At 69.2% G+C, this 18238-nt stretch carries 20 protein-coding genes; 14 read left to right on the plus strand and 6 right to left on the minus strand.

Annotated features, from left to right (window positions below; genetic code table 11):
• The first annotated feature begins 5 nt into the window (after nt 1-5).
• From E4M00_RS04275 to E4M00_RS04305, 7 genes are all read left to right on the plus strand, one after another.
• Nucleotides 6-2048, plus strand: coding sequence for an acetyl/propionyl/methylcrotonyl-CoA carboxylase subunit alpha (locus tag E4M00_RS04275; protein WP_420813412.1), 2043 nt, complete (start codon nt 6-8; stop codon nt 2046-2048).
• Nucleotides 2049-3215: an acyl-CoA dehydrogenase family protein gene (locus E4M00_RS04280; protein ID WP_135119275.1), complete on the plus strand. Its 1167-nt coding sequence runs from the start codon at nt 2049-2051 to the stop codon at nt 3213-3215.
• Between the two features lie 14 nt (nt 3216-3229).
• Nucleotides 3230-3712, plus strand: a complete 483-nt coding sequence (locus E4M00_RS04285; protein WP_135119276.1) for a MaoC family dehydratase — start codon at nt 3230-3232, stop codon at nt 3710-3712.
• Nucleotides 3709-4518, plus strand: a complete 810-nt coding sequence (locus E4M00_RS04290) for an HpcH/HpaI aldolase/citrate lyase family protein (protein WP_135119277.1) — start codon at nt 3709-3711, stop codon at nt 4516-4518. Before E4M00_RS04285 ends, E4M00_RS04290 begins: the two co-directional genes overlap by 4 nt.
• A 189-nt stretch (nt 4519-4707) precedes the next feature.
• Nucleotides 4708-5751 carry an aldo/keto reductase gene (locus E4M00_RS04295; RefSeq protein WP_135119278.1) on the plus strand — a complete coding sequence of 348 codons (1044 nt, stop codon included), beginning with the start codon at nt 4708-4710 and terminating at the stop codon, nt 5749-5751.
• A 183-nt stretch (nt 5752-5934) separates the two neighbouring features.
• Nucleotides 5935-7323, plus strand: coding sequence for a M16 family metallopeptidase (locus tag E4M00_RS04300; RefSeq protein ID WP_135119279.1), 1389 nt, complete (start codon nt 5935-5937; stop codon nt 7321-7323).
• A 66-nt stretch (nt 7324-7389) separates the two neighbouring features.
• A complete protein-coding gene (locus E4M00_RS04305; protein ID WP_135119280.1) occupies nt 7390-7992 on the plus strand; it encodes a histidine phosphatase family protein in 603 nt (200 codons plus the stop codon).
• Between the two features lie 207 nt (nt 7993-8199).
• On the opposite strand, the gene E4M00_RS04310 is transcribed toward E4M00_RS04305, so the two are convergent.
• Together E4M00_RS04310 and E4M00_RS04315 are read right to left on the minus strand one after the other, a co-directional pair.
• Nucleotides 8200-8841, minus strand: a complete 642-nt coding sequence (locus E4M00_RS04310; RefSeq protein ID WP_135119281.1) for a class I SAM-dependent DNA methyltransferase — start codon at nt 8839-8841, stop codon at nt 8200-8202.
• The gene (locus E4M00_RS04315) at nt 8838-9341 is read right to left on the minus strand and encodes a GNAT family N-acetyltransferase (protein ID WP_135119282.1); all 504 of its coding nucleotides are present in this window, start codon (nt 9339-9341) and stop codon (nt 8838-8840) included. Before E4M00_RS04315 ends, E4M00_RS04310 begins: the two co-directional genes overlap by 4 nt.
• 100 nt (nt 9342-9441) lie before the next feature.
• On the opposite strand from E4M00_RS04315, the gene dapB reads away from it, so the two are divergent.
• Together dapB and E4M00_RS04325 are read left to right on the plus strand one after the other, a co-directional pair.
• Nucleotides 9442-10236: a 4-hydroxy-tetrahydrodipicolinate reductase gene (gene dapB, locus E4M00_RS04320; protein WP_135119283.1), complete on the plus strand. Its 795-nt coding sequence runs from the start codon at nt 9442-9444 to the stop codon at nt 10234-10236.
• Between the two features lie 5 nt (nt 10237-10241).
• Entirely contained in the window at nt 10242-10715 is a 474-nt protein-coding gene (locus tag E4M00_RS04325; protein WP_240036844.1) for a hypothetical protein, read from the plus strand.
• Here E4M00_RS04325 and E4M00_RS04330 read toward each other — a convergent pair.
• The 4 genes from E4M00_RS04330 to E4M00_RS04345 form a co-directional block, all read right to left on the minus strand.
• A complete protein-coding gene (locus E4M00_RS04330) occupies nt 10660-11589 on the minus strand; it encodes a TIGR01777 family oxidoreductase (RefSeq protein ID WP_135119284.1) in 930 nt (309 codons plus the stop codon). The genes E4M00_RS04325 and E4M00_RS04330 overlap by 56 nt on opposite strands.
• An 11-nt stretch (nt 11590-11600) precedes the next feature.
• Entirely contained in the window at nt 11601-12026 is a 426-nt protein-coding gene (locus E4M00_RS04335) for an OsmC family peroxiredoxin (RefSeq protein WP_135119285.1), read from the minus strand.
• Nucleotides 12027-12136: 110 nt separating this feature from the next.
• On the minus strand, nt 12137-12670 hold the full coding sequence (locus E4M00_RS04340) for a DUF4395 domain-containing protein (RefSeq protein WP_135119286.1): 534 nt from the start codon (nt 12668-12670) through the stop codon (nt 12137-12139).
• Nucleotides 12667-13284: a TlpA family protein disulfide reductase gene (locus E4M00_RS04345; protein WP_338033185.1), complete on the minus strand. Its 618-nt coding sequence runs from the start codon at nt 13282-13284 to the stop codon at nt 12667-12669. Before E4M00_RS04345 ends, E4M00_RS04340 begins: the two co-directional genes overlap by 4 nt.
• Nucleotides 13285-13323: 39 nt before the next feature.
• Here E4M00_RS04345 and E4M00_RS04350 point away from each other — a divergent pair, with 39 nt between their 5' ends.
• From E4M00_RS04350 to E4M00_RS04370, 5 genes are all read left to right on the plus strand, one after another.
• On the plus strand, nt 13324-14133 hold the full coding sequence (locus E4M00_RS04350; protein WP_135119287.1) for a thymidylate synthase: 810 nt from the start codon (nt 13324-13326) through the stop codon (nt 14131-14133).
• A complete protein-coding gene (locus tag E4M00_RS04355; protein ID WP_135119288.1) occupies nt 14130-14681 on the plus strand; it encodes a dihydrofolate reductase in 552 nt (183 codons plus the stop codon). Before E4M00_RS04350 ends, E4M00_RS04355 begins: the two co-directional genes overlap by 4 nt.
• A 155-nt stretch (nt 14682-14836) precedes the next feature.
• Nucleotides 14837-15811 carry a 4-hydroxy-tetrahydrodipicolinate synthase gene (gene dapA / locus E4M00_RS04360; RefSeq protein WP_135119289.1) on the plus strand — a complete coding sequence of 325 codons (975 nt, stop codon included), beginning with the start codon at nt 14837-14839 and terminating at the stop codon, nt 15809-15811.
• 45 nt (nt 15812-15856) lie between these two features.
• On the plus strand, nt 15857-17533 hold the full coding sequence (locus tag E4M00_RS04365) for a ribonuclease J (protein WP_056163863.1): 1677 nt from the start codon (nt 15857-15859) through the stop codon (nt 17531-17533).
• A gap of 180 nt (nt 17534-17713) precedes the next feature.
• Entirely contained in the window at nt 17714-18205 is a 492-nt protein-coding gene (locus E4M00_RS04370; RefSeq protein WP_135119290.1) for a GNAT family N-acetyltransferase, read from the plus strand.
• Nucleotides 18206-18238: the final 33 nt, after the last annotated feature.

Raw genomic sequence — 18238 nt, forward strand, 5'->3', positions numbered from 1 at the left:
CCGCCATGACCACCGAGAACCCCGAGAACACCATGAACCCCGAGAGCATCGTGAACCCCGAGACCCCCGCCATGCCCCTCTTCCACACCGTGCTGGTCGCCAATCGTGGCGAGATCGCCGTGCGCGTCATCCGCACGCTCCGTGGCCTCGGCATCAGGTCCGTCGCGGTCTTCAGCGACGCGGATGCCGATGCCCTGCACGTGCATCTCGCTGACACCGCCGTGCGCCTCGGCCCGGCCGATGCGCGCGAGAGCTACCTCGACGGGGAACGAGTCATCGCCGCCGCCCTCGGCTCCGGCGCCCAGGCCATTCACCCCGGCTACGGATTCCTCAGCGAGAACGCCGCATTCGCAACAGCGTGCGAGGCCGCAGGCATCGTCTTCATCGGACCGGGGGAGCAGGCGCTCGAGGTGATGGGCGACAAGATCCGCTCCAAGCTGCACGTGGCCCTCTCGAACGTTCCCGTGGTTCCCGGAGTCTCGGATGCCTCCCTCGACAATGCCGCCCTTGCGGAGGCCGCGCTCGGAGTCGGCTTCCCCCTGCTCATCAAGCCGTCGGCCGGTGGTGGCGGCAAGGGCATGCAGCTCGTGCGCACCGCAGAGGAACTGCCCGAGTCGATCGCCGCCGCCCGTCGCGTGGCGGCATCGGCCTTCGGTGACGACACCCTGCTGCTCGAACGATTCATCGAGCAGCCCAGGCACATCGAGGTGCAGGTTCTCGCCGATGCCCACGGCGCCGTCGTGCACCTCGGCGAGCGCGAGTGCTCGCTGCAGCGCCGCCACCAGAAGGTCATCGAGGAGGCACCGTCGCCGCTGCTCGACGCCGAGACGCGCGAACGCATCGGGCGTGCAGCCTGCGACGCCGCCCGCAGCGTCGACTATCGCGGCGCCGGAACCGTCGAGTTCCTGGTGTCGGCCGCCCGACCCGACGACTTCTTCTTCATCGAGATGAACACGCGCCTCCAGGTCGAGCATCCGGTGACCGAGCTCGTCACGGGGTTCGACCTCGTCGAACAGCAGGTGAGAGTCGCTGCGGGGGAGCCCCTCGCCTTCGCGCAGTCCGACGTGCATCTCACCGGACACGCCATCGAGGCGCGCGTCTACGCCGAGAGCCCCGAGCGCGGTTTCCTGCCCTCGACCGGCACCGTGCTCGCCTACACGGAGCCGCAGGGCGCCGGCATCCGCATCGACAGCGGCATCACCGACGGATCCGAGGTGAGCCCGCACTACGACCCCATGCTCGCCAAGGTGATCGCCCTGGGCTCGGACCGCGCCGAGGCTCTGGCCAGGCTCGACGCTGCGCTCGCCGACACCGTCGTGCTCGGCGTCGACACGAACATCGCGTTCCTCCGCGGTCTGATCGCCGAACCCGCCGTGCAGGCCGGAGACCTCGACACCGGACTCATCGACCGGATGCCGTCCCTGAGCCTGCCCGTCCCGTCCCCCGAGCTCCTCGCCGAGGTGGCTGCCGCCCTCGGCGCGACCGACCGCCAGCAGCCCGGTTCAGCCTCACCGCTCTGGCGTTCCAGCTCGGGCTTCCGCCTCGGCGCTCCGCGCCCCCGCACTCTGACCTTCCTCGTCAACGAGGCGCTCGTCGAGGTCGAGGTGGCGCAGCAGGCGAGTCGCGACACGCGTGCGACTCCGTCGCGCGCCACTCGACCAGCGGAGCGCACCCGCACAACGATCGCCGGCCAGGGACCGCGCCTGTGGGTGCATGAAGGCGGCGCATCCTACGAGCTCACCGTCCTCGACCGCGCGGCCCGCCTCGAACGCTCCCTTGCCGCCATCGACCGCGTCGGGAAGGCCCACAGCCCCGAGCTCCGCGCGCCCATGCCGGGCACCGTCGTCGCCGTGCACGTCGCCGACGGCGACGAGGTCGAGGCCGGCCAGACGATCGTCTCCATCGAGGCCATGAAGATGGAGCACCGCATCACCACCCCGATCAGCGGGCGGGTGACCCTCACCACCAGCGAGGGGGCCCTCGTCCGTCGCGACGACGTCGTCGCATCCGTCACCCCGATCGCCACGAGCGAGAAACGAGACACCTAAATGAACTACGACCTCAGCGACGAGGAACAGGCCCTCTACGACACCGTCAGCGACTTCGCCGACACCGTCGTCGCACCGGAGGCCTACAGCTACGACACCGAGCGTCGCCTGCCGATGGAGATCATCGCGCAGATGGGCGAGATGGGACTCTTCGGCCTGCCCTTCCCGAAGAAGTACGGCGGCCAGGGCGGCGACTACGTGCAGCTCTGCCTCGCCGTCGAGGCGCTCGGGCGCGTCGACCAGTCCATCGGTGTCACTCTCGAGGCCGGCGTCGGCCTCGGCATCATGCCCATCTACCGCAACGGATCCCCGGCGCAGCGCGAGCAGTGGCTGCCCGACCTCATCGCGGGCCGGGCTCTGGCCGGATTCGGCCTCACCGAGGCTCGCGCAGGCTCGGATGCCGGAGCCACGGAGACCAGGGCCGTGCTCGACGGCGACGACTGGGTGATCAACGGCTCGAAGCAGTTCATCACCAACTCGGGAACCCCCATCACCAGCCTCGTCACGATCACGGCCGTCACGGGCGAGCGCATCGGACGCAACGGCGACGCCAAGCCCGAGCTCTCCAGCATCATCGTGCCGAGCGGCACCCCGGGATTCACCGTCGAGGAGCCGTACGACAAGGTCGGCTGGCACACCAGCGACACGCATCCGCTCACCCTCACCGATGTGCGCGTGCCGAGCTCCAACCTGTTGGGAGATCGAGGCCGCGGGTACGCCAACTTCCTGCAGTCGCTCGACGAGGGACGCATCGCGTTCGCCGCTCTCGCCACCGGCGCAGCCCAGGGCTGCCTCGAGGAGGCGTTGCGCTACGCGAAGGAGCGCGTCGTCTTCGGCACCAGCATCGGCTCCAACCAGCACGTCGCCTTCAAGATCGCGAAGATGCAGGCGCGGGTGCACCAGGCGCGACTCGCCTGGCTCGATGCCGCGCGCAAGATGGTCGCCGGCAAGCCGTTCAAACTGGAGGCGTCCATCGCCAAGATGGTGGCGGGGGAGGCAGCCATGGACAACGCCCGCGATGCGACGCAGGTGTTCGGGGGCTACGGTTTCCTCAACGAGAACGCCGTGGCACGGCACTACCGTGACTCGAAGATCCTCGAGATCGGCGAGGGCACCACCGAGGTGCAGCTCATGATCATCACCCGTGAGCTCGGCCTCGCGAGTTGACTGAAGGGCGACGGATGCCGAACACCCACGACATCGTGCAACGCGGACTCTGGTTCGAGGAGTTCGACCTCGAGGCGCGCTACCTGCACCGGCCGGGGCGCACTGTCACCGAGGCCGACAACGTGCTGTTCACCACCCTCACGATGAACACGCAGGCGCTGCACCTCGATGCGGCTTACGCCGCTGGTGAGGAGTTCGGGCAGCGGCTCGTGAACTCGATGTTCACGCTGTCGACGCTGGTGGGGGCATCCGTCGCCCAACTCACCCAGGGCACCCTCGTGGCCAACCTCAGATTCGGCGCCGTCGCCTTCCCGGCCCCGGTGTTCATCGGCGACACGCTCTACGCCGAGACCACCGTCGCGGCCAAGCGACTCTCGGCGTCGCGGCCCGGGCAGGGCATCGTCACCCTCGAGCATCTGGCGCGAAACCAGGACGACGTGGTGGTGGCCACGGCGTCCCGCACGACGCTGGTCTGGTGCGAGGGGGCGCGGCCATGACGTTCCGCCTCGGCCCCGCGCTGCTGTTCTGCCCGGCGAACCGACCCGATCGTTTCGAGAAGGCGCTCGAGCGAGCGGATGCCGTCATCATCGACCTGGAGGACGCCGTCGCGCCCGACGACCGCGAAGACGCCCGCGAGGCCCTCGTGCAGACCGCCCTCGACCGCGCGAGGGTCATCGTGCGCCTCAACCCGGTCGGCAGCCACGACTTCTCCGCCGACCTCTCGGCTCTCGAGGCGACGGCGTACCGCTTCGTGATGCTGCCGAAGGCGGAGCATCCGGATGCCGCAGCCGCCGTCGCGGGCTACAGCGTGATCGCACTGTGCGAGACCGCGGCCGGGGTGCTCGCGGCGCCGGCCATCGCGCACGAGCCGAACGTCGTGGCCCTGATGTGGGGAGCCGAAGACCTGGTGGCCTCCCTCGGCGGCACCTCGAGCCGCTTCGCCGACGGCCGCTACCGCGCCGTGGCCGACCACGCGCGCTCCAGCGTCCTGCTCGCCGCGGGTGCTGCCGGTATCGCGGCGATCGACACCGTGCACCTCGACATCGCTGATCTCGACGGCCTCTCCGAGGAGGCGACGGATGCTGCTGCCAGCGGCTTCGCCGCCACAGCCTGCATCCACCCGAGCCAGGTCGAGATCATCCGTGCGGCCTACAGGCCGAGCGACGCGGAGATCGCCGATGCTCGGGCTGTCATCGCCGTCGCCGCACGCGAGCACGGGGTGTTCCGACACGGTGATCGGATGGTCGACGGCCCGGTTCTCCGGCACGCCGAGGCCGTGCTCCGACGGGCCGGAAACGCCTGATTCGAGCAGGCGACGGGGGTCGGTGATTCCGGAGGATGGAGTCCGGTTGTCCGGTGCCCGACGGGCCGGGGAGTTCACTCCTCGTTCACTCGCAAACGTTTCTATAACGGTTGTGGAATACCGGGCGATTCGGCACATCAGTGTCGGCGGTCTGCCCTACTCTCAGATGCATTAGGGGAGGTGTTGAGAATGACTCAGGTGGTGCCGCGGGCCGCGCAGCGAACGGCCGAGGTCGCTCCTGAGATCGTCATTCCCGCACTCGAAGAGACGTCGTCCCCGTTCTCCGGCGCCATCGGCATACAGCAGGTCGCCGCACCTGCTCGCCGGCACATCCCAGACACCGACCTCTGGGTCTTCCCGCTCGCGCTCGGCGCTCAGCGATTCGGCCGCACCGTCGATCCGCGCACGGCCGTCGACATGCTCGATCGTTACCGTGAAGGCGGCGGCAACCTCATCGACACCGTCGACGCCGTCGTCGCCCAGCGCAGCGAGCAGCTCATCGGCGCGTGGCTTCGTGCCCGCCACTGCCGCGATGACATCGTGCTCGCCACGACGGTCGGCGGCGGATCCGATTTCCCGGGTCTCACCCCGGCCAACATCGTCGCCGGCGTCGATGCGTCGCTCCAGCGCCTCGGCGTCGACCGTCTCGACCTCCTGTTCATGCGCGAGTCCGCGGGCGTGCCGGTCCCGCTGGAAGAGAGCCTCGGTGCCATCGACGCGCTCGTGCAGGCCGGCAAGGTCGGCTACATCGCGGCTTCCGGGTTCTCGGCCGACAGGCTCATCGAGGCACGTGTGCTCTCCGCCAACGGGCTGCCGCGCTTCCGGGCAGTGCAGTCGTCCTACAGTCTCGCCGAGCGCGTGCCGTTCGAGGGTTCGGTCTCGGTATCGGCGAACGCCCAAGGCCTCGCGGTGTTCCCGTCGAGCCCCCTGAACCACGGCGTGCTCGCAGGCTCCACCCGCGGCGACGGATCCATTCCCGCCAGCGTCGCGAGCAAGCTGGCGCTGCACCTCAACCGGCGCCTGCGTCGCATCCGTTCGGTCGTCGACCGCATCGCGACGGAGCACGGGGTTCCCTCGGCCACCATCGCCATCGCGTGGCTCCTGGCCCGGCGCGACGTCGTCGCGCCGGTCACCGGTGCTCGCTCCATCAGTGAGCTGCAGTCGCTCATGGCCGCTCCGCGCGTCACCCTCACGCGGTCCGACATGCTCGACCTCGACCGCGTGACGCTGTGATTATTCACCAGCCTGACTACTCACCATCCTGACTACTCAACAGCCTGACCACTCACCAGCTCTGGCCGTTCACCAGCTCTGACAGGTCCGACCCGCGCGAACCGTCGTTTCGGTGCCTGCCCGGCGTCGGCGCGCAGTCCCGAACCCGGCCCGTGTCGGAACGCTGGCCTAAGGTGGAGTGTGATGAACGGCGCAGTTGACCTCCCTCTCGGCGTGCCCGAGCTCAGCTTCACCGCATCCGGTGACTGCCTCGTCAGGCGATCGGTCCTCCCGAGCGGGGTGCGCATCCTCACCGAGCACGTACCGGGTTCCCGCAGCGCCACCATCGGCTACTGGGTCGCCGTCGGATCGCGCGACGAGCTTCCCGCGCTGGCCGCCATCAACGGTCGCTCGGCGCATCCGGGAACCTTCGGCTCCACGCACTTCCTGGAGCACCTGCTCTTCAAGGGAACCTCCACCCGCACGGCGCTCGACATCGCCGTCTCCTTCGACGCCGTCGGCGGCGAGCACAACGCCATGACGGCGAAGGAGTACACCTGCTACTACGCCAAGGTCCGCGACCGCGACCTGCCCATGGCCGCCGCGGTGCTCACCGACATGCTCACCTCCTCCCTGCTCGACCCCGAGGAGTTCGAGAACGAGCGCGGGGTCATCCTCGAGGAGCTCTCGATGGCCGAAGACGACCCGTCCGACGTCGCGAACGAGCGCTTCTTCGAGGCCGTGCTGGGCGAGCACCCGCTGGGACGCCCCATCGGCGGCAGCCCGGCAACGATCGAGGCGGCCACCCGCGAGGCCGTCTGGAACCACTACCGCGCCAACTACCGCCCGCAAGACCTCGTGGTGACGGCGGCAGGAGCCGTCGACCACGACGAGCTGGTGGCATCGGTCACCACAGCGCTCGAATCGGCCGGCTGGGACCTCTCCGTTCCCGCCACTCCGGTCGAGCGCCGCCCCGCCGAGGCCTCGGCCATCACACGCGGCTCCGAGCTCGTCGTCGTCGATCGACAGCTCGAGCAGGTCAACATGTTCCTCGGCGTTCCCGGACTCATCGCCACCGACGATCGCCGCATGACCATGAGCGTGCTCAACTCCATCTTCGGCGGCGGCATGTCGTCGCGCCTGTTCCAGGAGGTGCGCGAGAAGCGCGGCCTGGCCTACTCCGTATACTCCTTCGCCGCCGCCTACTCCGATGCCGGCGTCTTCGGCATGTACGCCGGCTGCTCGCCGGCGAAGGCAGCTCCCGTCGCCGAGCTGATGCTCGACGAGCTGCACCTGCTGGCCGACAAGGGGGTGACGGATGCCGAGATGGACCGTGCGATCGGCCAGATCTCCGGGGCATCCGCGCTCGCGCTCGAAGACAGCGACACCCGCATGAGCCGCCTCGGCCGCGCCGAGATCACCCAGGGCGAGTTCACCGACCTCGACGAGGGCCTGCGTCGGGTGGGTCTCGTGACGGCAGCAGACGTACGGGAACTCGCCTCGGAGCTCGTCTCCCGCGAGCTCTCGCTCTCGGCCGTCGGCGCCGTCGACACCGATTTGTTCGCGCCGCTCCTCGGAGCTCACGCCGGCTGACCCGGGCCGATCCGGCCCGCACCGAACTTCGCACCATCCGCACGCCGCAACACGAAAGGGACACCGGTGCCCCACTACCTCTACCTGGTCCGCCACGGAGAACAGCAGCACGCCGAGCACGGCCTGCCAGACGGACCGCTCTCAGCCCGCGGTGTGCGCCAGGCCCAGCTGCTCGCCGAACGCCTCGGGGGAGTGCCGTTCGACGCAGCCTGGCACTCGCCGCTGCAGCGCGCTGCCGAGACCGCCGCGATCATCGCCGATCGCATGCCGGCGATCACGCCGGAGCCCTCGGCTCTGCTGTTCGACTGCATCCCGTCCGGGCCGTCGCCCGAGACTCCCGATGCCTTCGACGCCTTCTTCGGCTCGGTCACCCCCGAGGAGATCGAGGCCGGACGGGCCCAGATGGAGGATGCCGTCACCGAGTTCCTGAAGCCGGCCCGCGGCGAACGCCACGACCTGCTGATCACCCACAACTTCATCATCGGGTGGTTCGTGCGCGAGGTGCTCGGCGCCCCCGACTGGCGGTGGATGAGCATTCCGCAGGCCAACTGCGGGCTCACCATCCTGCAGCAGAAGCCCGGACGCCCGTGGACCCTGCTCTCCCACAACGACCTCGCGCACCTCCCCGTCGAGTTGCGTACGGGCCTGGCGGAGCCGCTTCCGGCCTAGCCGCCGCACTCCGTTCCGCTCCCACCTCACCGCTCGCTGAGGCCCGGGCGAAGCCCGCGGTCGAAGCGCGCGAGCAGCTCTCGCCGACCCTGCTCACCTCCGCTGGTCGAGTAGCCCGCGAGCGCAGCGAGCAGGCGTATCGAGACCACTCCGCGTGATCCGCATCCGCTTCGGCCGCGACTGCGTCGGGCCTCAGCGAGCGGGAAGTCAGCGCCGTCGCGCCAAGATGAACCCCTGGCTGTTGCGCTCGAACCCGACGGGCCCCCGGTCGGCGGTGGCCGTCACCTCGAAGCCGGCGTCGTTCAGCCAGGGCACGAACTCCCGGGTCTCGTGAAGCACGCCGTGGAGCGTGACGTCGTGTCCGTAGGCCCTCTCGACGACCCGCTCACCCGTGCCCGCCTGGAAGCCGAACAGCACGGTGCCGCCCGGGATGAGAACCCGCCCGACCTCGCGAACGATGGCGGCCACATCTGTCTTGCTGCTGTGGATCACGGCATACCAGCAGAGGACCGCCCGGATCGAGGAATCAGCGTGCGGGAGCGTCCGGAGGTCACCGGTCTCCACAGGGACTCCTGGGTTGCTCGCTCGAGCGTGGCCGATCATCTCCGGCGACAGGTCGATACCGACCAGGGGCGACACCTCGCGAGCAGACAGGTAGTGCAGCATCCTGCCCGTGCCGCACCCCGCGTCGAGCACGGGCAGATCCGAGTCGGGGAGGTGCGCGATGAAGTGATCGAGCATGCCGAGTTCGAGCGGCGCTTCGTAGCGCGTGTCGGGCAGGACCTCGGCGTACGTGTGCGCGACGGTGTCGTAGAGCCGACGGGTCTCGTCGATGCGGTCCTCGCTCATGGGCGAGCCAGCCTCTTCGCGTACCAGTTCGTCGCGTTCGGGTTGTCGTTGTACGGCTCCACGTCCATATAGCCCGCTCGCCGGTACAGCCCGCCGGCGGCCTCGAGGCTGGCGTTGGTGTCGAGCACGACCTCGGTGGCGCCGAAGGCCAGCGCACGGTCCTCGAGCTCGGCGAGCAGCGCGCGCCCGGCGCCGAGTCCCCGCGCGCTGGGTCGCAGGTACAGGTGCTTGACCTCGTAGCGCACGACGCCGTCGGGCGCCGGCAGGCGCCGGATGCCGCCACATCCCACAGCAGCGGAGTCGTCGTCCGCGGCATCCGTCGCCGCATCGTCCTCGACCACCAGGAACACCCCGGCCGGCGGCACGAACTGCTCGGGAGACGGGAAGGTCGTGCGATACCCGCCGGCGCTCGGGAAGGTCGCCGCGCGCTCGGCGAAGTACTCGGCGAGCAGCGTGTGGGCCGTCGCATCCGTCACGGGAACCTCGCGGAAACGCACCATGCTGCCAGCGTATTCGTCCAGGCGGGCTCCCGAGGTCGCCCGGGGCCGACGCCTGCCGCGAGACCCCGAACCTCCCACCCCCGATTGCTAGGCTGACCGGGTGACAACACGCGTTGCCGTCATCGGCGCCACAGGCAGGCTCGGCTCCCTCGTCTCGCGACTCGTGCGCGAGTCCGACGACTTCGAGCTCGTCGCCGAACTCAGCTCCCGCAGCGGGCTCGACGCCATGCTCGGAGCGGACATCGCGGTCGACGTCAGCCACCCGGCCGTCAGCGGCGAGATCGTGGAGTACGCGGTCGAGAACGGCCTGCGCGTGCTCGTCGGCACCTCCGGCTGGAGCCAGGAACGCATCGGCGCCATCACCTCGCGGGTCACGGCTAGCGAGGGAGCCGTCGTGTTCATCCCGAACTTCTCGGTCGGATCCGTGCTCGGCACCCGCCTCGCCACGATCGCGGCGCGCTACTTCGACTCCATCGAGATCGTCGAGGCCCACCACGCGGGCAAGGTCGATTCGCCCTCGGGCACCGCCGTGCGCACGGCCGAGCTCATGACCCGTGCCCGCGCCGAGCTCGGACCCGTAGACGCCCCGCACACCGACCAGCGTGCCCGTGGCCAGCAGGTCGCCAGCATCCCCGTGCACAGCCTGCGCGTCGCCGGCCTTCTCGCCAGCCAGCAGGTCGTCTTCGGCGGCCGCGGCGAGACCCTCGCCATTCGCCACGACACCATCTCGGACGAGTCCTACGAGCAGGGCATCATGCTCGCGCTCCGTGCCCTGCGCGAGGCGAGCGGCGTCACCGTCGGCCTCGACGCGCTGCTCGGCCTCGGATCGATCGGAGGCGAGGTTCCGCCGGCACCGGTCGACCCTCGCGACACCTCCGACCTCGTGCAGGACTGACGCGCGTGAAGTCCCGCACCGCCGCCTGGCTGATGGCCCTGCTGCTCGTTCTCTACTTCGTGCTCGTCGGCTGGCGCGCCGTGCAGTTCATGGGCACCGGCGAGCTCGTCGGCATCCTCATCGGCATCGCCCTCATCGTGCTGCCGTTCGTCGGAGCGTGGGCGCTGTGGCGCGAGCTGGCGTTCGGCTTCGGGAGCGAGCGCCTCGTCAAGCGTCTCGATGCCGAAGACGAGCTGCCCGTCGAGGAGCTCACGGTGAGTGCGACGGGGCGCCCGGACCGCGTCGAGGCTGCCGCCGACTTCGCGCGCTTCCAGAGCGCGGTGGAGGAGCATCCGGAATCCTGGCGCGATTGGTTCCGCCTCGGACTCGCCTACGACGCCGCGCGCGATCGCCGACGGGCTCGTCGAGCCATTTCACACGCCATCAGGCTCGAGCGTGCCGAGTCTCGGGCCGATCCCGCTGCGGGCGACGTCCGCTGAGCATCCAGTCGATGGCCTGTTCGGCCGTCTCGTGCTGGAACCTGTAGCCGCTCGCCACCAGCTTCTGCGGCACGACCTCCTGGTCGGCCAGCAGCAGGTCTCGGGCGTCCTGCAGTGCCAGTTCGACGAGCTTCTTCGGCGCAGGCACGAGATAGGGCCTGTGCAGCGCCGTCGTGAAGGCGCGCATGATGCGCTCCGCCGACGCGGCGACCGGGGCGACGAGGTTCACGGGACCTGAGACGTCCGCCGTCAGCAGATGACGGATGGCGCCCACCTCGTCGGGCAGGGTGATCCACGGCCAGTGCTGCTTGCCGCTCCCGAGAGGGCCGGCGAGGCCGAGACGGCTCTGCAGTTCGACGAGCGAGAGCACGCCACCCTGACCGACGACGAGACCAGTGCGCATGGTCACCACGCGCACGCCGTCGGGTGCCCGCCTGGCGGCCTTCTCCCAAGCGTCGACGACATCGGCGAGGTAGCCGTGGCCACGCACCGACGATTCGGTGAGCACGTCGCCCGGACGGTCACCGTAGATGCCGACCGCCGACCCGCTCAGGAAGATCGACGGCGGCTTCGAGGCCGTGCGCATGGCATCCGTCAGCGTGTGAGTGGCACGGATGCGGGAGGTGAAGATCTCGCGCTTCCACTTCGGCGTCCACGGCAGGCGCGCCAGCGAGGCGCCCGAGAGGTTGATGACGGCGTCGACGTCGTCCATGATCCCGCCGGGGATGACGCCCTTCTCGGGGTGCCACTCGACCTCGTCGCTTCGGGTGGGGGCGCGGCGCACGAGGCGCAGCACCTCATGGCCGTGGGACGTGAGGGAGTGCCCGAGGTCGCTGCCGATGAAGCCCGACGCTCCGGAGACGAGGATGCGCATGCGGTGAGCGCCTAGGCCAGAGTCGCTTCGATCGTGATGGGGATGCCGGCGAGAGCCTTGGAGATGGGACAGTTGGCTTTGGCGAGCTGGGCGATCGACTCGAATTCGGTGTCGGAGATGCCGGGAACGCTCGCGTTCACCAGCAGGTGGCTGCCCGTGACACCGGTGCCGGCGACGAAGGTGACGGCCGCGGTCGTCTGGATGGAGGTCGGCGGGTGCCCGGCATTGGTGAGCTCATTGCTGAACGCCATCGAGAAGCAACTCGCGTGGGAGGCGGCCAGAAGCTCCTCGGGATTCGTCGTTCCCGACTCGCCGTCGGCGCGGGCCTTCCAGTTGATCGGGAAGGTCGCGACCTTCGAGGAATCGAAGCTCACCGTGCCGTTCCCTGTGAACAGTTCGCCGTTCCAGACCGTTGTTGCCTCGCTCGTGAGCGCCATGGGTTCCTCCTCGAAGTGGACTCTTCCCACCCTAAGGAACTGCACGCCCGGTATCTACGCCCTGCACGGGGATGTGCGGCTGGTGCCCAGCAACGGCGCTCGCCGGCTCGTCAGGCGGCGGCGGGCCGCAGACGCTGCAGCAGCAGGTAGATCTGGCAGCCGAGGCAGAAGCCGAACGCCGAGTTGAGGAAGGCCGCCACGAACGCGAACGCCGCGGCGATGACGACGGCCGGTGCGATGCCGAGGAGGCCGAGGATCACGCCGACGCCGGTCACGAACAGCCCTACTCCCTGGGCGAAGGTCGGCGGACGCGGATCCTCACGATCCGACGTCGGTGTGAGACGGGGGAGGACGACCCGGCGGAAGATGATGGCGAACGGATGCCGCCGGATGCCGGCGATCGTCGTCCACGCGAACGTCGCCGCAACGACCGCGAGAAGCAGCAGCGCCGCGAGGTCGGCGCCGGCGAGGCCCAGAACGACGTCGATGAAGAGGATCACGGCGGTGATCGTCGCGACGAAGCGCGGGCCGCGCGGGTCGATGCCGGCGGGGGCCTGCGGGGCTGCGGTGCCGGCTGCGGTTGGCGCGGCAGCTGTGCTCGCGCTGGCGCTCGCGCTGCGTCGGGTCTGGTTCTCGGCGGTCATGCTGGGCTCCCGATGATGGTGGTGAGGCGGTCGGAGACGGCGCGCCGATCCGGGGCGCCGCCCACGCGGGCGCGCACGGTTCCGCGTCCGTCGAGGATGAGGGTGGTCGGCGTCTGCAGCACGTTGTAGCGGCGGGCGATGTCCGGACGGTGCGTGAGGTCGACGTCGAGGTGGCGAACGCCGATGTGCTCTCCCGCGATGTCGCCCAGCACGACGCGGGTCTGCGGGCAGCGGGAGCAGAACTCGGTGGAGAACTGCAGCAGCGTCGCGTTCTCACCGAACTGCTCGTCGGTGTCGACGTCGGCCGGGGTGACGATCAGGGCGGCGTGCGGAGAGGCGAGCGTGGATGCGGGCGCCGCCGTGGAGGGAGAGCCGGCCGCGCTCGGAGTCGCGACCGCCGCCGATGCCTCGCCTGCGGCATCCGTCACCGTGATGCGACCATCGCGGGAGCGCAGCCAGAATCCGAGCGCAGTGGTCGCGGCGACCAGCGCGAGGGCTGCTGCGAGGGCGACGATCCACTGCATCCGACCATGGTCGCGCAGGGCGGACCGGAGGCGGCGAGTATGACCTGCCATGACGTCGGCGGCGGCATCCGTCGACGACGCGCTCGACACGCCTCGATGGTGTCGCCGCCCCGCGATACGATCGACGCGATGAGCGCCACGATCCCCACCCCATACGAGGACCTGCTGCGCGATGTGCTCGAGCACGGCGTGCAGAAGACCGACCGCACAGGCACCGGAACGCGCAGCGTGTTCGGTCGCCAGATCCGTTTCGATCTGGCCGAGGGCTTCCCCCTCATCACGACCAAGCGCGTGCACTTCAAGTCGATCGCCTATGAGCTGCTGTGGTTCCTGCGCGGCGAGAGCAATGTGGGCTGGCTGCGTGAGAACGGCGTCACGATCTGGGACGAGTGGGCGGATGCCGCCGGCGAGCTCGGCCCCGTCTACGGCGTGCAGTGGCGGTCATGGCCGACGCCGTCGGGCGAGCAGATCGACCAGATCAGCGACGTGATCGACGCCATCCGTGCCACGCCCGACTCGCGACGCCTCATCGTGTCGGCGTGGAACCCCGCCGACATCCCGAACATGGCGCTGGCCCCGTGCCACGCCCTGTTCCAGTTCTACGTGGCCGACGGCAAGCTCTCGTGCCAGCTCTACCAGCGCAGCGCCGACATGTTCCTCGGTGTGCCGTTCAACATCGCGTCGTATGCGCTGCTCACGCTCATGGTCGCCGACCAGGTCGGCCTGGAGCCGGGTGAGTTCGTCTGGACCGGCGGCGACTGCCACATCTACGACAACCACGTCGCCCAGGTCACAGAGCAGCTCTCGCGCGATCCCTACCCGTATCCGACCGTGCGCATCGACGCGAAGCGCGACAGCATCTTCGACTACGAGTTCGGCGACTTCGTCGTCGAGGGCTACGAGCACCACCCCGCCATTCGCGGCGTCGTCGCCGTATGACGGATGCGGCATCCGTTCCCCTCGGTCTGATCTGGGCGCAGTCCTCCGACGGCACGATCGGACGTGATGGTGTCATGCCGTGGCACCTGCCCGAAGACCTCGCGCACTTCAAGCAGGTGACGCTCGGCGCGCCGGTCGTCATGGGTCGCAAGACGTGGGACTCGCTGCCGCCCCGCTTCCGCCCCCTCGCCGGACGCCGCAACATCGTCCTGACCCGCCAGCGCGACTGGTCGGCCGACGGCGCCGGGGTCGCCCACTCGATCGAGGCAGCCATCGCCCTCGCCGCCGAGCCCGTTTCGGCAACGGATGCCGCCCCCGAGCGCATCTGGATCATCGGCGGGGCGGAGCTCTTCGCCGCCCTCATCGACCAGGCCGACGTGCTCGAGGTCACCGAGATCGACGCGTCGTTCCCCGGCGACACCGAGGCTCCGCTCATCGGCGCGGCCTGGTCGGCCGCGATCACCGACCCCGCCGAGTCCGAGCCCCTGCGCTGGCACACCTCCCGCACGGGCCTCCAGTACCGCTTCCTCACCTACACTCGCGGCTGATCGCCCGTCCGCCCACCCGCAGACGCACGAATCAGGCTGAATCGGCCTCGACAGGCTCGATTCGACCGATCGCGCCTGTCGACGGCGATCGAGCCTGTTCTGCGTCGGCGTCATGGCGCGGCGGGCCAGGCGCCCGAACCGATACGCTGGAGGGCGTGTCGACGCAAAACCCCTTCGGTCAGGTCCTTGTCGCTCTCGTCACGCCTTTCACCGCCGACGGTGAGGTGGATTGGCCGGGAGTCGAGAAGCACATCGACGACGTCATCAACTCCGGAGCCGACGGCATCGTCGTCACGGGCACCACGGGTGAGACCAGCACGCTGACCGACCAGGAGAAGCTCAAGCTCGTCGAGGTCGGCAAGTCCGTCTCGGCCGGCCGCGCCAAGATCATCACCGGCGGCGGATCCAACGAGACCGCCCACGCCATCCAGCTCGCCCAGCAGAGCGAGAAGGCCGGCGCCGACGGCAACATGATCGTCACGCCGTACTACAACAAGCCGACCCAGGCCGGCATCCTCACCCACTTCCGCATGGTCGCGGATGCCACCGACCTTCCGGTCATCCTCTACGACATCCCCGGTCGCACCGGCGTGCCCATCAAGTACGAGACGATCATCCGCCTCGCGAAGCACCCCAACATCCTCGCCGTCAAAGACGCGAAGGGGGACTTCAGCGAGGTGAGCCGTGTGCTCAACCAGACCGACCTCATGTACTTCTCGGGCGACGACGCGAACATCCTCGCGCACCTCGCCATCGGAGCATCCGGCCTCATCGGAGTCACGGCCAACATCGCGGCCAAGCCGTACCGGACCATCGTCGACGCCGTGAACGCCGGCGATCTCCACACGGCGACGGATGCGCACCGCAAGCTCGAACCACTGGTGCGCGCGGTCATGACCCACGTGCCCGGCACCGTCGCGGCCAAGTACATCCTCCATGGCCTCGGCCGCATCGGGAGCCCGCGCGTGCGGCTTCCCCTCGTGGGACCCGAGGAGTGGGAGGCGGCGCAGATCGAAGACGAGATCGATCTCGTGCGCCACATTCCGGGAGTCAATTTCTCGAACTTCCGCCCAGATCGTAATGCCGCAGCAGGCGGCGCACTGCCCCGAATCGCGGGCACAACACGCTAGCGCTGGAGCGAATCCAGCGCGTGAAGAACAAGTAACGGAGGGCTCATGCCCGGAGAAGTATACGAACCAGCCCCGCTCGAACCGGGAACCCTGCGGATCATCCCCATCGGTGGTCTCGGCGAGATCGGTCGCAACATGACCATGTTCGAGATCGACGGCAAGATCCTCATCGTCGACTGCGGCGTGCTCTTCCCTGAGGAGCACCAGCCGGGCGTCGACCTGATCCTGCCCGACTTCAGCCCGATCCGCGACCGCCTCGACGACATCGTCGCCGTCGTGCTCACGCACGGCCACGAGGACCACATCGGCGCCGTCCCCTACCTCCTGAAGCTGCGCGCCGACATCCCGCTCATCGGGTCCGGTCTCACGCTCGCCCTCATCGAGGCGAAGCTCAAGGAGCACCGCATCAAGCCGTTCGTCCTCACCGTCAAGGAAGGCGACATGGAGGCGATGGGGCCGTTCGACCTCGAATTCGTCGCCGTCAACCACTCGATCCCGGATGCCCTGGCCGTCGTCATCCACTCGGCTGCCGGAACCGTCATGGCCACCGGTGACTTCAAGATGGACCAGCTGCCGCTCGACGGCCGCCTCACCGACCTGCGCGAGTTCGCCCGCCTCGGCAAGAGCGGCGTCGACCTGTTCCTCGTCGACTCAACCAACGCCGACGTTCCCGGCTTCACGACGCCGGAGCGCGCGATCGGCCCGGTTCTCGACCAGGTCATCTCGAAGGCGACCGGCAAGGTCATCGTCGCCAGCTTCTCGAGCCACGTGCACCGCGTGCAGCAGGTGCTCGACGCCGCGCACGCCAACGGCCGCCGCGTCGCCCTGCTCGGACGCTCGATGGTGCGCAACATGACCATCGCCGCCGACCTCGGCTACCTCAAGGTGCCCGAGAACGTGCTCGTCGACTACAAGAAGGCCGGCAACGTTCCCGAGAACCAGATCGTCTACATGTCGACCGGTTCGCAGGGCGAGCCGATGGCCGTGCTCAGCCGCATGGTCAACCGCGACCACGCGGTCGAGGTGGGGGAGGGTGACACCGTCATCCTCGCTTCGAGCCTCATCCCGGGCAACGAGAACGCCGTGTACCGCATCATCGACGGCCTCACGAAGCTCGGCGCCAACGTCGTGCACAAGGGCAACGCCAAGGTGCACGTCTCGGGTCACGCTGCAGCAGGAGAACTGCTCTACGTCTACAACATCCTGAAGCCCAGGAACGTGCTCCCCGTGCACGGCGAGTGGCGCCACCTCTGGGCGAACGCCGCGCTCGCGCAGCAGACCGGCATCCCCGAGGCCAACACCTTCCTCGGTGAGGACGGAACCGTCTTCGACATGAAGGCCGGCGAGGTGAAGGTGGTCGGCCAGCTCGACCTCGGCTTCGTCTACGTCGACGGCTCGACCGTCGGTGAGATCACGGATGCCGACCTCAAGGATCGCCGCATCCTCAGCGAGGAGGGCTTCATCTCGGTCATCGTCGTGGTGGATGCCGCAACGGGCAAGGTCATCACCGGCCCCGAGATCCACGCTCGCGGATTCGCCGAGGACGAGACCGTCTTCGACTCGGTCAAGCCCAAAATCGTCTCCGCCCTCGCCGAGGCGTCGCAGCAGGGCGTGCGCGACCAGCGCGCGCTCCAGCAGGTCGTGCGCCGGGTCGTCGGTCGCTGGGTGAACGTCTCGTTCCGCCGCCGTCCGATGATCGTCCCCCTGGTCATCGAGGCGTAAGCCCCAGCCTCCCACCGTGTGAAGGCATCAGCAGAGGGCGACCCGCGGAATTCCGCGGGTCGCCTTTTGCCTGCCTGGGCATGTCGGGCGGATGCCTCCACGCGGTGGCAACACCGGCGCAGCCGCAGCCGCAGCCGCATCCGTAACCCGTCCGTAACGCGCGCGCCCTACGATCTGAGGATGACGGCATTCGGCCTCCGCGCAGCGGTCGGAAGCGATTCGCGCTTCCTGACCGACATGGTCGTCGAGGCTGCGAACTGGAACCCGAGCGCCAGCAGGCAGCGCGTGAGTGTTCTGGCCGATCCGGAGTACACCCGCTACATCGCGGGCTGGCAGCGGCCGAGCGACGCCGGGGTCGTCGCCGAGGACACCGAGGGCATGCCGGTCGGCGCGTGCTGGTTCCGGCTGTTCCCGACGAACGCGCCGGGGCACGGCTTCGTCGCCGTCGGGGTGCCGGAACTCATCCTCGGGGTCAGTCCCATCTGGCGTGCGCAGGGTGCCGGGCGTGCGCTGCTCCGCGAAGTCGTGTCGATGGCCCGCACAGCAGGCCACGCGCGCCTGACGCTGAGCGTCGAGCGCGGCAATCACGCCGTCGACCTCTACCGCAGCGAGGGCTTCGTGACCGTCGCCACCCCCGGCAGCCGCGAGACCATGGTCAAGAACCTGCGCTGAGCGCGGCATCCGTTCGCCGTCGATCGCGAGACA

This window comes from Orlajensenia leifsoniae (assembly GCF_004570845.1).
Taxonomy (GTDB): Bacteria; Actinomycetota; Actinomycetes; order Actinomycetales; family Microbacteriaceae; genus Orlajensenia; species Orlajensenia leifsoniae.

What these genes read in the sequence shown, in the direction of transcription:
- E4M00_RS04315 (WP_135119282.1), bottom strand. Translation starts at nt 9,341, where the DNA reads ATGGTGCGTTTCCGCGAGGTTCCCGTGACGGATGCGACGGCCCACACG.
- E4M00_RS04365 (WP_056163863.1), top strand. Translation starts at nt 15,857, where the DNA reads ATGCCCGGAGAAGTATACGAACCAGCCCCGCTCGAACCGGGAACCCTG.
- E4M00_RS04370 (WP_135119290.1), top strand. Translation starts at nt 17,714, where the DNA reads ATGACGGCATTCGGCCTCCGCGCAGCGGTCGGAAGCGATTCGCGCTTC.
- E4M00_RS04350 (WP_135119287.1), top strand. Translation starts at nt 13,324, where the DNA reads ATGAGCGCCACGATCCCCACCCCATACGAGGACCTGCTGCGCGATGTG.
- E4M00_RS04355 (WP_135119288.1), top strand. Translation starts at nt 14,130, where the DNA reads ATGACGGATGCGGCATCCGTTCCCCTCGGTCTGATCTGGGCGCAGTCC.
- E4M00_RS04310 (WP_135119281.1), bottom strand. Translation starts at nt 8,841, where the DNA reads ATGAGCGAGGACCGCATCGACGAGACCCGTCGGCTCTACGACACCGTC.
- E4M00_RS04300 (WP_135119279.1), top strand. Translation starts at nt 5,935, where the DNA reads ATGAACGGCGCAGTTGACCTCCCTCTCGGCGTGCCCGAGCTCAGCTTC.
- E4M00_RS04295 (WP_135119278.1), top strand. Translation starts at nt 4,708, where the DNA reads ATGACTCAGGTGGTGCCGCGGGCCGCGCAGCGAACGGCCGAGGTCGCT.
- E4M00_RS04285 (WP_135119276.1), top strand. Translation starts at nt 3,230, where the DNA reads ATGCCGAACACCCACGACATCGTGCAACGCGGACTCTGGTTCGAGGAG.
- E4M00_RS04290 (WP_135119277.1), top strand. Translation starts at nt 3,709, where the DNA reads ATGACGTTCCGCCTCGGCCCCGCGCTGCTGTTCTGCCCGGCGAACCGA.
- E4M00_RS04280 (WP_135119275.1), top strand. Translation starts at nt 2,049, where the DNA reads ATGAACTACGACCTCAGCGACGAGGAACAGGCCCTCTACGACACCGTC.
- E4M00_RS04340 (WP_135119286.1), bottom strand. Translation starts at nt 12,670, where the DNA reads ATGACCGCCGAGAACCAGACCCGACGCAGCGCGAGCGCCAGCGCGAGC.
- E4M00_RS04275 (WP_420813412.1), top strand. Translation starts at nt 6, where the DNA reads ATGACCACCGAGAACCCCGAGAACACCATGAACCCCGAGAGCATCGTG.
- E4M00_RS04330 (WP_135119284.1), bottom strand. Translation starts at nt 11,589, where the DNA reads ATGCGCATCCTCGTCTCCGGAGCGTCGGGCTTCATCGGCAGCGACCTC.
- E4M00_RS04335 (WP_135119285.1), bottom strand. Translation starts at nt 12,026, where the DNA reads ATGGCGCTCACGAGCGAGGCAACAACGGTCTGGAACGGCGAACTGTTC.